The sequence below is a fragment of the Saccharopolyspora sp. NPDC002578 genome (assembly GCF_053592695.1).
The window spans coordinates 1-12623 of record NZ_JBSFWJ010000114.1; the positions used below are offsets into that span (position 1 = coordinate 1).

The following is a 12623-nucleotide window of genomic DNA, read 5'->3' on the forward strand; positions in this document are numbered from 1 at the left end:
GTTCTCAGCGGCTTCCTCGCGAGGACAGCTTTTTTCCTCGTGGCGGAGCCACTTGGAAAAAAGATCCCGCAGCGAGGAAGCCGCTGAGGTTCCGCCATCCGACCCACTACTGAGGTCAGGAACCGAAGGCAGGCAGGCGATCAGGATTCGCCGACGCGGTCTTGGAGGGCCGCGTGCTTGTCGTGGACCATCGTTTCGAGGTCGGCTTGGAAGGTCGCCATCGCGGCGCGCAGCCGGACGCCCAGCTCACCCGAGTCCGCGGCGAGCGTGCGGATCGCGAGCAGCCCCGCGTTGCGCGCCCCGCCGACCGAGACGGTCGCGACGGGCACGCCGGCGGGCATCTGCACGATCGACAGCAGCGAGTCCATCCCGTCGAGGTGCTTGAGCGGCACCGGCACTCCGATCACCGGCAGCACGGTCGCGGAGGCGACCATCCCCGGCAGGTGCGCGGCTCCGCCCGCCCCGGCGATGATCACGCGCAGGCCGCGGTCGGCGGCGTCGCGGGCGTAGTCCAGCATCCGCTGCGGCGTGCGGTGCGCCGAGTACACACCGGCTTCGAAGGGCACGTCGAACTCCGCGAGGGCCTGCCCCGCCGCCTGCATCACCGGCCAGTCCGAGTCGCTGCCCATGATCACGCCGACCAGTGGCCGCTGCTGCGTCATCTCCGGTTCCTTTCCCACCCCGGCAAGCGGAGCCCGAGCCGCACCCGGCCGCCCCGCTCCCCCGTTGATCTCGTCACGTCACCGCACCCGCGCGGCCGCCCCACCCATCTCACCAGCAGCCCCGACTCACCCCGCCCCCCGGCCCACCGACCCGAACCCCCGCCACAGCAGGACGCCAAAGCCCGCCTAGCGACAAAGCCGTGCCTAGGGCTGCGAAGCCGTGCAGCAGGGCGAGCGAAGCCACGCCTGCCTCGCGGCGAAGCCGTGCCTCGCGGCGAAGCCGTGCTTTGGGCGGCGAAGCAAGCCTGCCTTGCGGCGTAGCCGTGCCTGTATGTGCGAAGCACATAGCCCACGTCCAAAAGCCGACCACCGGCGGGTTCTCAGTGAGCCTCTCGCGAGGACGGCGTTTTCCCTCGTGGCGGAGCCACTAGGGAAAAAGAATCCGCAGCGAGAGGCTCACTGAGGTTCCGCTAAATGACCACCCAAGCAGAACGAGCCCGATCAATGCACGAGATGACCGTCTGCCCATTCTCCGTGGGATAGGAAGTGGGCTGCGAGGTCCGCTTCGCGGCGGGTCGAGGCCATCTCGTCGCCGAGGACGGTCACGTGCCCGACCTTGCGGCCGGGGCGTTCGGCCTTGCCGTACAGGTGGACCTTCGCGTGCGGGAACCGCGCGAACAGGTGGTGCATCCGCTCGTCCACACCCATCTTCGGTTCCGTCGGGGCGCCCAGCACGTTCGCCATGACCACGGCCGGAGCGGTCAGCTCCGTGCTGCCCAGCGGGTAGTCCAGCACCGCGCGCAGGTGCTGCTCGAACTGCGAGGTCCGGGCGCCTTCGATGCTGAAGTGCCCCGAGTTGTGCGGGCGCATCGCCAGCTCGTTGATCACGAGCCCGTCGTCGGTCTCGAACAGCTCCACGGCGAGCACTCCGACGACGCCGAGCGCGTCGGCGATGTGCAGCGCCATGTCCTGGGCTTCGTTGCGCAGCGCCTCGGACGCGTCGGGGGCGGGCGCGAGGACCTGCACGCAGATCCCGTCCGACTGCACGGTCTCCACCAGCGGCCACGCCGCGCCTTGCCCGAACGGAGAGCGCGCCACCAGCGCAGCAAGTTCCCTGCGCAGCGGCACCCGCTGCTCGACCAGCAGCGGAGCGCCGCTTTCCAGGAGTTCGCCGACGACGCGCTCCGCGCTCTGCGGGGTGTTCAACGTCCACACGCCGCGTCCGTCGTAGCCGCCGCGGGCGGTTTTGAGCACGCACGGCCAGCCGTGCTCGGCGCCGAACTCCAGCACCTGCGCGACCTCGGTGATCTCGGCGAACGGCGGCACCGGCAGGCCCAGTTCGGTGAGCTTGCGGCGCATCACCAGCTTGTCCTGCGCGTGCAGCAGCGCGTCCGGACCGGGGTGCACGGCGACTCCGGCGGCGACGAGCTCGCGCAGGTGCTCCCCGGGCACGTGCTCGTGGTCGAAGGTGACGGCGTCGCAGCCCTGCGCGAACGTGCGCAGCGCGTCCAGGTCGGTGTGCGCACCGAGCTGCACGTCCGGCGCGACCAGCGCCGCCGGGTCCTCGGGGTTGACGGCCAGCACCTTCAAGGACTGGCCCAGGGGGATGGCGGCCTGGTGGGTCATCCGCGCGAGCTGCCCACCACCGATCATGCCGACGACAGGAGTACGAGTGCGATGGTCCACGAGTCGGGGAGCCTACCTGAGCTGGTCGTTTTGCTTTGGGGGTCGGGTGGCGGAACCTCAGCTTCCTTCTCGCTGCGCCCCTGGCCGGTGTGGCAGTTTTTTCCCAAGTGGCTCCGCCACGAGGGAAAAAGCCGTCCTCGCGAGAAGGAAGCTGAGAACCCGCGGGTGAGCGGCTTCTCGACGTGGGCTATTCGCTTCGCGAATACAGGCACGGCCTTCGGCCGCAAGGCAGGCTTGCTTCGCAGCAACGGCACGGCCTTCGGCCGCAAAGGCACGGCCTTCGGGCGTGGGGTTGGTCAGTCCAGGGTTCCGAGCATGGCGCAGGCCGTGGCGTGGTCCGTGGGGAGCGGTTCTTGGCGGACTCGGACGGGGCCGACCGGGTGTAGGGCCGGGTCGGCGGCTATGCGGCGGTGCACCAGCTGCCGGATCCGGTCGCAGCGGGTGTGCAGGCACGGCTCGCGGGGGGCCAGGACCGCGGCCGTGTCGGAGCGCAGCAGCGACACGGTCTCGCCCGAGTCGAACACCTCCCGGAGCACGTCCGCGGCCAGCACCATCGCCATCATCAGCGGATAGCCGCCCGTGTCCGCGGAGATGTCCAGCGACACCGTGATCAGCACGTGGTCGGTGTCGACGGGCCTGCCCGCCGCGAACGCTCCCCGGTACACCTCGTGCAACCGGGTGCGCAGGTAGGACGCCGTGGTCAGGCCCGTCAGCGGGTCCTGCACCTCGCGCCCCACGGTGTACTCGGCCTGCACGTCGGCCCAGCCGAGCGCCAGCGGGCGCAGCAGCCAGGCGGGCACCGCGTCATGATCGGGCGAGACCAGGCCGTCCGTGCCCTCGTCGATGCTCACCGCGTGCAGCGCGGCCACGTCCAGCAGCGCCTCGGACAGCCCGACACCGGCCTCCGCGCGCGCCGCTCCGAGCCTGCCCAGCGGCTCGGTCAAGTCCTCGCCCAGCGCCACGGCCCGGCACACCGCGTCCACCGCCCGCACGCCCCAGTCGCTCGGGAACGGCCAGCCCGCGGCGAGGCTCGCCGTGCGCCAACGCATCCGCAACGCCCGATCGACCCCGTTGCAGCCCTGAATCCAATTGCTCATCCTGACCCCCTTTCACCGGGGAGACGACCTGCGCCTTCGGTCATGACGGAACACTGGGTGCACGGCGCTCGGAGGCGTCGATCACAATGGTCGGGGCGCTGATTCGCATCACGTTGGCGGATCGACGGCCGGTGGCGCGAATGGTTCGATAAAGCCGATCTGCTCCGATCGGCGGTGTCCGGACAGGGCCGGTCGCCGGACCGCGCGGTCGCGCCACGGCCCGCCGAGACCCCGCCCCGGCCGGAGTGCGCGTCCCGACCAGGGACTGCGCACCGGGTTCTCCTGGCCCGCGGAACCGAACAGCGACCGACGACCCCGAACGATGGCAACCCGGACAGGGACCACACAAAGGAAGGTGCGGCGTGGCCACAGCCCCGGCCGAAGCGCAGGGTCCCAGCGACGGCGAGCTGATCGAAGCCGTCCGGCACGGTTCGACGGAGGCCTACGGGACGCTCTACGAACGCCACGTCGCCTCCGCGCACAACATGGCCAGGCAGGTCGCGAGATCGCAGGCCGAAGCCGACGACTTGGTGTCGGAGGCGTTCGCGAAGGTGCTGTCCACGTTGCGCGGCGGACGCGGCCCGACCACCGCGTTCCGCGCCTACCTGCTGACGGCGCTGCGCCACGTCGCCTACGACCGCACCCGGCGGGAACGCAAGGTGCAGCTGGCCGAGGACGTCACCGAGGTCTCCGGTGCCGAGGTGAGCGTGCCGTTCACCGACACAGCGCTCGACGGCCTGGAGCGGTCGATGGCCGCGCGCGCCTTCGCGCGGTTACCGGAGCGCTGGAAGACGGTCCTGTGGCACATCGAGGTCGAAGGCGAGACGCCCTCCCAGGTGGGCCCGCTGCTCGGGCTCACGCCGAACGGGGTGTCCGCGCTCGCCTACCGGGCCCGTGAAGGCCTGCGGCAGGCGTACCTGCAGGTGCACTTGAGCTCGCTGGACGACGACGAGCCCGGCGTGGCCTCCTGCCGCGCCGCGGCGGACCGGCTGGGGGCGTGGACGCGCGGCGGCCTGTCGAAGCGGGAGACCGCGCAGGTCGACAACCACCTCGACGGGTGCGACCGGTGCCGCGGGCTGGCCGCGGAGCTCGCCGACGTCAACGGCGGCCTGCGCGCGGTGATCGCTCCACTGGTCATCGGCGCGGGGGCGAGCGCTTACTTGCTGTCCGGCGGCGGCACGACGGCCGCCGCGGCCACCGCGGGCGCGGGGGCCGGTGCCGGTTCGGCGGCGAACGCGGCGAGTTCGGTGCCGCGGCAGGCGGTGTCCGGCGTCGCGGCCTCGACCGCGCTGGGCCTCGCGGTCGCGCTGGCGCTGACCTCCGGCACCGCTCCGATGCAGCCGGTGGCCTCCGCTCCCCCGCCGCCACCGCCGCCCGCGGTCGCACCGCCGGCCCCGCCGTCGCCGCCCGCTCCGCAGCAGCCCGCGCCGGAGCCCGTTCCGGCACCCGCGCCGCGCCCCGCGCCACCGGCTCCGGCTCCGGTGCCGACGCCGAAGCTCGACGCGCACGGCCCGACCGAGCCGCTGACGCTGGTCCCCGGCGGCGACCCGGCGGCCCTGCCCATCACCGTGCGCAACTCCGGCACCGGCCCATCCGAGCCGGTCACGGCGATGCTGACGCTGCCCCCCGGCGTCAGCTCGGAGATCCCCGGCGTGACCAGCACGCAGGCCGGTCCCGCCGGGACCGCGCCCGCCTCCGCCCGGACCGCGGCCGCCGCCGGTGGGCCGCCGGTGCGCTGCGAGAGCTGGACGGGCGGGGTGCAGTGCAGCTCCGAACGCGGCCTGAACCCCGGCGAAGCCCTCACCTTCGACCTGCGCACCACGGCCGCCGCGGACGCCACGGGCGGTCAGATCCGCGCCCGCGTCCTGGCCGGCACCGACCTGGACCTGCCGCTGTCGGCGATCCAGGTCCAGATGCGCTCCGGCGACGGGGTGGACGTGGCGCTGTCGACGACGCCGCACCCGGTGCACGACCTGCTGCTGGGCGAGGACGTCCCGGAGGGCCCGCCGCTGCGCCTGCTGCTGGACGTGCGCAACACCGGCGTCACCCGGGGCCGCGCGGAGGCCGTCGCGCAACTGCCGGACGGCGCGCACGCGCTGGGGATTCCGCCGGAGTGCGCGCTGCTGCCGGACGGCGACGAGCTGCGCTGCTCGGCGGAGCTCGACCCGGGCGAGTCGTTCCGGGGCAGGCTGTGGCTGACGGCGCTGCCGGTCGAGCCGAACGGCTCGGCGAACGGGGAGGAACGCGAGGTCACCATCCCGGCGCGGGCGCGGCTCGGCACCGCCGCCGACAGCGCGGAGCTCACCGCGCTCCTCTGGTACCCGTGGAAGCCGAAGCCACCGGAGTGCCCGCTGCCGCCGGACTGGCCGTTGCGGCCGCCGGAGCCGGAGTCGTGGCACTGCTGGATCCCGCCGTGGCCCGATCACCCGCACTTGCCGGAACCGCCCGAGTCCCCGGAGCCCACCGGCACCTCGGAACCACCGGAACCGGCGCCCCCGGAGGAATCGGTGCCCGCCGAGGACCCCGAACCGCCCACCTCCGAACCGGCCCCACCGCTGCTTGCCCCCCTGCTGCACCCGACCCCGCCCGCTCCGCCGCCCTGGCACGAAACCTGGTGGCCCCTACCCAGCGCCCCCGGACGCTGACCACCGCAGTCACCCCCGGCGAGCAGCGTTCTTCGTCGTTGTCCTGTCAGCGGCAAAGCCGCTGAGCAGCAACCACCCTGCCCACCGGCACCGCAGCGGGTTCTCAGCGTTCTTCTCGCGAGGACGGCTTTTTCCCTCGTGGCTGAGCCACTAGGGAAAAAGATCCCGCAGCGAGAAGGACGCTGAGGTTCCGCCACCCGCCCCCCACGCAGACCGAACACGAGAACAGACGCCGGTTAAAATCGCGGAGATGTCTGTCGTGGAAGCCGTACTGGCCCGTGTTCCGCGCCCGCTGCGGGATCGTGCGGTGCGGCACCGCGAACTGGTCAAGTTCGCGATCGTCGGGGCGAGCACGTTCTTCATCGACTCGGCGATCTTCTACGCGCTGAAGCTGACGATCCTGGTGCCGAAACCGGTCACCGCGAAGGTCATCGCCGTGCTGGTGGCCACGATCGTGTCGTACGTGCTGAACCGGGAGTGGTCGTTCCGCACCCGCGGCGGGCGCGAACGCCACCACGAGGCCGCGCTGTACTTCCTGTTCAGCGGTATCGGGGTGGCGCTCTACGCCGCGCCGCTGTGGTTCTCCCGGTACGCGCTGCACCTGCAGACGCCCTACACGAGCAGGTTCGTCGAGGAGATCGCCGACTTCACGGCCGCGCAGGTCGTGGGCCTGATCCTGGGCATGGTGTTCCGCTGGTGGGCGTTCCGGAGGTGGGTGTTCCCCGCCGACGAGGACCCGGACGACGTGAACCCGACCGGCGGGGACCGCACCGGTTCCGGCGGCGCGGAGGGGTCGGCGAACACCGATGCCGGGGACGCGGCACCGGCCGCCGAGTCCGACCGGAAGGCTCAGCGGGGCCTGGACTCGATCTTCCACGGCACGCCGAGCACGTCATCGGCCCTGGCCACCGGCAAGAAGATCTCGAACAGCGCGGGGCGGGCCTTGCTCAACTCCAACCGGCCGCCGTCGGCCTCCACCAGCGCCCGCGCCAACGCCAGGCCGACCCCGGTGGAACCGCCCGCGGAGAAACCGCGCTCGAACACGTAGGGCACCAGCTGGTCCGGCACGCCCGGCCCGGCGTCACCGACCTCCACCACGACGGTCCCGCCGCCGTTGCGCGCGGTGAGCGTCACCGTTCCCTTGCCGTGGCGCACGGCGTTGTCCAGCAGCACGCCGATGGCCTCGCGCAACCGCCCCGGCGTCGCCCTGGCCAGCAGCCCTTCCGGCACCCGCTGGCGCAGCGCGCGGCCCTGCGAGCGCAGCGGCTCGCGCCACTCGGCAGCGGCCTCCGTCAACGCCTCCGACACGTCGAGCGGTTCCGCGTCCCTGGCCCGCGCGGCCGTCGCCGCCGCCAGCAGGTCGTCGAGCACGTTGGACAGCCGCTCCGCCTGCTCCAGCGCCGCCGCGGCCTCCTCGGACACCTCCGGATCGGGCGCGGTCGCCAACGCCTCCAGCCGCAGCTGCAACGCGGTGAGCCTGCTGCGCAGCTGGTGCGACACGTCGCCGACGAGTTCCCGCTCCCGCTGCACCAGCTGCGACAGCGCCGCCCCGGACGCGTCCAGCGCGTCGGCCACCCGGTCCAGCTCCGGCACCTCGTGGCGCTTCGGGTCCGCCCGGAAGTCGCCCGCGCCGAGCCGCGCCGCGCGCGCCGCCACGTGCCGCAGCGGGTCCGCCAGCCGCCGCGCCGTCAGGCCCGCGACGACCATGCCGGTGCCCGCGGAGAGCACCACGAGCAGCAGCACCAGCCCGGCCACCTGGAACTGCTGGGTCCGCACCGGTGCGCTCGGCGCGGACAGCGTGACGGTGCCGCTCTGCACCATCGGCACGCTCTCCGTCAGCGGCGACGTGCCCGGATCGGAGCCGTAGACGTACTCGTGGTCCTTGGTGCGCACCATCAGCCGCGCGTCCCGCGGCACGGCCAGCAGCACCGATTCCACGTCGATCGGATGCCGGGAGGCGACCTGCTCGTCGAGGGAGGTCGCGATCTGCTGGGAACGGGTGGACAGGTCGGCGCGGGTGAAGTCCTCCACCAGCTTCAGCGCGGTCACGCCCAGCGGCAGGCCCAGCACGACCGCCGTCACCGCCACCGCCAGCAGCGTCGCGATCAGGATCCGCCGGTACACGGGGGTCCGTCAGTCCGCGTTGAAGCGGAACCCGACACCGCGCACGGTGGCGATCCGCTGCTCGTCGGCCCTCCCGTTGCCGTCGCCGAGCTTCCGGCGCAGCCACGAGATGTGCATGTCCAGCGTTTTGCTGCCCTTGCGGCTGGCTTCCGGCCACACCTCGTCGAGGATCTCCTCGCGGGTCACGACCTGGCCCGCGTGCTGCATCAGCACCCGCAGCAGCTCGAACTCCTTGTTCGCGAGGCCGACCTCCTGCTCGTCGACGAGCACCCGGCGCGCCGTGAGCTCCAGCCGCACCCCGGAGGCCTCCAGCGTCTCCGGAGACCCGCGGCGCAGCAGGGCCCGGATGCGGGCCATCAGCTCGGCCAGCCGGAACGGTTTCGCCACGTAGTCGTCGGCGCCCGCGTCGAGCCCCACGACGAAGTCGACCTCGTCGGTGCGCGCGGTCAGCATCAGCACCGGCAGCCCCCGGCCCTGCGCGCGCAGCCTGCGGCAGACCTCCAGCCCGTCCATCTCCGGCAGGCCGAGGTCGAGCACCATCAGGTCGATCCCGCCGGAGGACGCCTCCTGCAGCGCCGAAGGGCCGTCCTCGATGACCTGCACCGAATAGCCCTCCCGCTGCAATGCCCTCGACAACGGCACAGCAATGGCTGGGTCGTCCTCGGCCAGCAGCACTACGCTCACGCACCCCACCCTAGAGGTCGGTCATGATCAGGTTGGGCTCCTAGGCGGTTAGTGGTGCCCGCGCGGTCTGGTAACCGCACCGCAGCGGGCGTGGCGACCCGCCGAGCGGAGCGCGGCGCGGCGGCTCAGTAGGGTTCGGCGGGTGACCAACGTCGATGATCTGGAACTGGCGCTGCGGCTCGCGGACACCGCTGACGCGATCACCTCGGACCGGTTCCGCGCCCGCGATCTCACCGTGGACCGCAAACCCGACCGGACGCCCGTCACCGACGCCGACCTCGCCGTCGAGGACGCCGTGCGCGCGGTGCTCGCCGAGCAGCGCCCCGACGACCGGGTCGCCGGGGAGGAGCGCGGCGGGGACATCTCCGCGGCGCGGACCTGGGTGCTCGACCCGATCGACGGCACGAAGAACTTCCTGCGCGGCGTGCCCGCCTGGGCCACCCTGATCGCGCTCGTGCAGGACGGGACGCCGACCGCCGGGGTGATCAGCGCTCCCGCGCTGGGCAAGCGCTGGTGGGCGGCCGCCGGGCGAGGCGCGTGGACCGGGACGAGGGAGGCCGCCGAGCGGATCTCGGTGTCCGGCGTGCGGGAGATCTCCGACGCCTACGCCTCCACCACGCACCTGGGCAGCTGGGTGGAGCACCACTCCCGCGAGTCCTACCTGCGGCTGGTCGACGCGTGCTGGGAGAACCGGGCCTTCGGCGACTTCTGGCAGCACTGCCTGGTGGCCGAAGGCGCCATCGACATCGCGGCCGAGGCGATCGTGAACCCGTGGGACGTGGCCCCGGTGCAGATCATCGTGCAGGAAGCGGGCGGCACGTTCACCGACCTGAGCGGCCAGGTCGGCTTCCAGGGCGGCTCGGCCCTGAGCAGCAACACCCACCTGCACGGCACCGCGCTGGAACTGCTGCGGCGCTGACCGGTTCGCGCTGCGGGCGGTGGCGCGCCACCGCCGGGCTCGCTCCGGAGTCAGGGGGCCGGGGTGCCGTGCGGAGGTGTCGCCGGTTCCCGGGGCGCGGTGCCCGCGGGCGGCCGGGTCGCGGAGTGGTCGGGATCGGTCGGGCCGATGACGCCGCGCAGCGCCTGGGTCCAGGTGAGGCGACCGAACAGGTAGAAGCAGGCGACCTGCTCGCTGCCGAACCGCGCCCAGTCGTAGCGGTTGCCCTGCTCGCGCCAGAACACCTCCCAGCCGGGCACGCCGTCGATCTCCTCGCGCAGCAGGCACCAGGTGTGATCGGCCTCGGTGCCGAGCGACACGAGCTCCGCCGGGACGCCCATGGCCGTCAGCCAGCCGAGCATCGATTCGGTGTTCACTGCGCGATCTCCTCCGTGGCCTCGTGCCTGTCCCCGCGCGGCGCGGCGCGGTCCGACATCGGTCGGGTCGGGCGCTCCGGCGGTGCGCCGCGCTCCGCCGCCGCGGGTTCGCCGCGATCCGGCGCCGCGGGCTCCTCGCCGCGGTCCGCCGCGTCGATGACGTCGCGGTCGAGCCGCAACGTGCCCGCTTCCGCCGCGAGCCGCGCCGCCGTCAGCTCCGCGAGGTGGCCCAGCGCCACCAGCTCCGCCAGCGAATGCGTCAACCGGTACCGCACGCCGCCACCGGCCCCGCCGAACCACGCCGCCGACACCGCCCGCCACACCGGCAGCGGCCGCAGCACCCGGTACCGGCGGTACGGCAGCTCCAGGTACTCCGGCGGCAGGCTGCGCCGGGTGAACGCGGTGCCGTCCGGCGCCGCGACCCGGCCGGTGCCCGAACCCAGCGCGTCGAGCACCGTGTCCGGAGCCAGCACGATCGGCTCCGCCTGCTCCGCGCAGCCCTCCGGCACCGACTCCGACGCGGGCCAGCGATGCCCGGCGGGGCCGGTGTACCGGCGTTCCCATTCGAGCTCGCCGAGCTCGGCCAGCGGATCGTGGCCCGCGGTGAAGTCGCCGGGGCGCTCCGCTCCGACCGGTTCGTCCTCGGGGACCGGGACCTCGCCGGAGCGCACCCTGGCGAGGGCGTCGCGATCATCGACGAGGTCCGCACGGGGATGGTCCCGGGGCGGGAACCTGCGTCCGGCCAGCGGATCCACGGCCGCGTCCGGAATCGGCAGCTCGCGGCTGGCGCTGGCCGCGGCGACCGGGAGATAGCCGATCGGGAACTGGTGCAGCATGAACGCCACGGTCTCCTTGCGGTCCCCCTGGCGAGGGCGAACGTCGGCGTGCTGCTCCGCGGGCCCGCCCGGCCGCTGCCCGAAGTGCTGGTGACCGGGCCGCGGCCCACCCGGACCGGGCGCGGGCCCGCGCTGGTCGGGCCGCGCCACCTGGCCCTGCGGCCCCGGGCGACCGGGCTGGTCCGGCCGGTTCGGGTGCGCCGCGCGACCCTGCCGACCGGCCTGGTTCGGCGTCGCCGGGCCCGCGTGCCCCGGACCGCGCTGCGGAACCTGCTGCGGAGCGCCGCCCTGCTGACCGGGCGGCCGTCCGGACTGCGCCGGTGCCGACCGCGGTACTGGCCCGCCCGCTCCGCGCGGCGACCGTCCCGGCGCACCGGCGAACCCGCCCGCCTGCGCCGGTCCGCTCTGCGCCGCCGACGACCACGCCTGGCGCACCGGATGCGGTGCGGTCACCGAAGCCGGGTCGACGTCCCCCGGCCCCCACCCGGCGTGCGGCGCGCCGGAACCGCGCACCTGCACCGACACCGGACCCGTGTGCTCGCCGTCGCCGCGCCACGACCCGTCCGCGCCGCCGATCCCCCGCGACGGCGCCGAATCCACGTCCGCACCGGTCGTGCCCGACGCCACGTCCTCGTCGGCACGACCTGCCGGCTCGTCGTTGACCACGGCCACTCCCCTCTCCGCACACGCCTTCGGCGCCGCTGGGCACCGCTTCGGTCGAGCACCGCCGGAGCGCGCCCGCACGTGCCGCGCCGAGCACGTGGGACCGGGCAACCCGTGGGACGCACGCCGCGCGTAGATGGTTCCACGTCGATCCACTCCGCCCCGAGCCGGACCACGGCACCGTCCGCCACCCGGCGCAGCCGGGGCTGCGATGATCCGGGGCATGGTGGCGATCGCGTACGACGACCTCACGCCCGGCCGGGTCTTCGACCTGGGCACGGTGCGGATCGACCGGGACGAGATGGTGGAGTTCGCCCGGCGCTTCGACCCGCAGCCGTTCCACTTGGACGAAGAAGCGGGCAAGCGCTCCGTGCTCGGCGGCCTGTGCGCCTCCGGCTGGTACACGTCCTCGCTGTGGATGCGGGCCTACGTCGACCACGTGCTGGCCGACTCCACCTCGCAAGGATCACCCGGCGGCAACGAGCTGACCTGGTCCGCTCCCGTGTTCCCCGACGACGAACTGCGGTTCGGCATGACCGTCAACAGCGCACGGCTGTCGAAGAGCAAACCCGGCCTGGGCCTGGTGGAGATCACCGGAACAGCCGACCGCGGCGAAGAACGCGTCATGCGCTTCACGTTCCTCGGAATGTTCGGCACCCGCGCGTAAGCCCGCGCCTTGGGCGGCGAAGCCGTGCAGTGGACGAGCGAAGCGAAGTCTGCCTCGCGGCCGAAGGCCGTGCCGTGGGCGGCGAAGCCAGCCTGCCTCGCGGCCGAAGGCCGTGCCGTGGGCGGCGAAGCCAGCCTGCCTCGCGGCGAAGCCGTGCCCGTATTCGCGCAGCGAATAGCCCACGCAAGCAAGGTGACCACCCGCGGGTTCTCAGTCGGTCTCTCGCGAGGACAGCTTTTTCCCTC

The 12623-nt window shown here is 73.3% G+C and carries 10 protein-coding genes and 2 pseudogenes; 5 read left to right on the forward strand and 7 right to left on the reverse strand.

Translation table 11 applies throughout. The features are described 5' to 3' along the window. Nucleotides 1–140: 140 nt before the first annotated feature. The 3 genes from purE to ACWD38_RS28900 form a co-directional block, all read right to left on the reverse strand. A complete protein-coding gene (gene purE, locus ACWD38_RS28890; protein WP_184482387.1) occupies nt 141–662 on the reverse strand; it encodes a 5-(carboxyamino)imidazole ribonucleotide mutase in 522 nt (173 codons plus the stop codon). A gap of 501 nt (nt 663–1163) precedes the next feature. Further along, a complete protein-coding gene (locus ACWD38_RS28895) occupies nt 1164–2348 on the reverse strand; it encodes a 5-(carboxyamino)imidazole ribonucleotide synthase (protein WP_184482390.1) in 1185 nt (394 codons plus the stop codon). Nucleotides 2349–2644: 296 nt separating this feature from the next. Continuing rightward, the gene (locus ACWD38_RS28900; protein WP_246457089.1) at nt 2645–3445 is read right to left on the reverse strand and encodes a hypothetical protein; all 801 of its coding nucleotides are present in this window, start codon (nt 3443–3445) and stop codon (nt 2645–2647) included. A 362-nt stretch (nt 3446–3807) separates the two neighbouring features. Here ACWD38_RS28900 and ACWD38_RS28905 point away from each other — a divergent pair, with 362 nt between their 5' ends. After that, nucleotides 3808–6090 carry a sigma-70 family RNA polymerase sigma factor gene (locus ACWD38_RS28905; RefSeq protein ID WP_450125330.1) on the forward strand — a complete coding sequence of 761 codons (2283 nt, stop codon included), beginning with the start codon at nt 3808–3810 and terminating at the stop codon, nt 6088–6090. A 250-nt stretch (nt 6091–6340) separates the two neighbouring features. Continuing rightward, nucleotides 6341–6814: pseudogene (locus ACWD38_RS28910) on the forward strand (GtrA family protein); the annotation flags it as partial. A 125-nt stretch (nt 6815–6939) separates the two neighbouring features. Here the strand turns inward: ACWD38_RS28910 and ACWD38_RS28915 are convergent. Both ACWD38_RS28915 and ACWD38_RS28920 read right to left on the reverse strand, forming a co-directional pair. Then, nucleotides 6940–8214 (reverse strand): HAMP domain-containing histidine kinase, encoded by a 1275-nt coding sequence (locus ACWD38_RS28915; protein WP_184482393.1) that lies wholly within the window; start codon nt 8212–8214, stop codon nt 6940–6942. A 9-nt stretch (nt 8215–8223) separates the two neighbouring features. Continuing rightward, on the reverse strand, nt 8224–8898 hold the full coding sequence (locus tag ACWD38_RS28920) for a response regulator (protein WP_184482396.1): 675 nt from the start codon (nt 8896–8898) through the stop codon (nt 8224–8226). A gap of 142 nt (nt 8899–9040) precedes the next feature. Here ACWD38_RS28920 and hisN point away from each other — a divergent pair, with 142 nt between their 5' ends. Further along, nucleotides 9041–9817 (forward strand): histidinol-phosphatase, encoded by a 777-nt coding sequence (hisN, locus tag ACWD38_RS28925; protein ID WP_184482399.1) that lies wholly within the window; start codon nt 9041–9043, stop codon nt 9815–9817. 143 nt (nt 9818–9960) lie between these two features. On the opposite strand, the pseudogene ACWD38_RS28930 reads toward hisN, so the two are convergent. Beyond that, nucleotides 9961–10212 (reverse strand): annotated as a pseudogene (locus ACWD38_RS28930) (hypothetical protein); the annotation flags it as partial. Continuing rightward, entirely contained in the window at nt 10209–11714 is a 1506-nt protein-coding gene (locus ACWD38_RS28935; protein ID WP_184482402.1) for a glycohydrolase toxin TNT-related protein, read from the reverse strand. The pseudogene ACWD38_RS28930 and the gene ACWD38_RS28935, both read right to left, overlap by 4 nt. A 220-nt stretch (nt 11715–11934) precedes the next feature. Here ACWD38_RS28935 and ACWD38_RS28940 point away from each other — a divergent pair, with 220 nt between their 5' ends. Continuing rightward, on the forward strand, nt 11935–12378 hold the full coding sequence (locus ACWD38_RS28940) for a MaoC family dehydratase (RefSeq protein WP_450125331.1): 444 nt from the start codon (nt 11935–11937) through the stop codon (nt 12376–12378). 9 nt (nt 12379–12387) lie between these two features. Next, nucleotides 12388–12623 (forward strand): hypothetical protein (locus tag ACWD38_RS28945; RefSeq protein WP_450125332.1); only part of this gene is annotated, 236 nt, incomplete at its 3' end.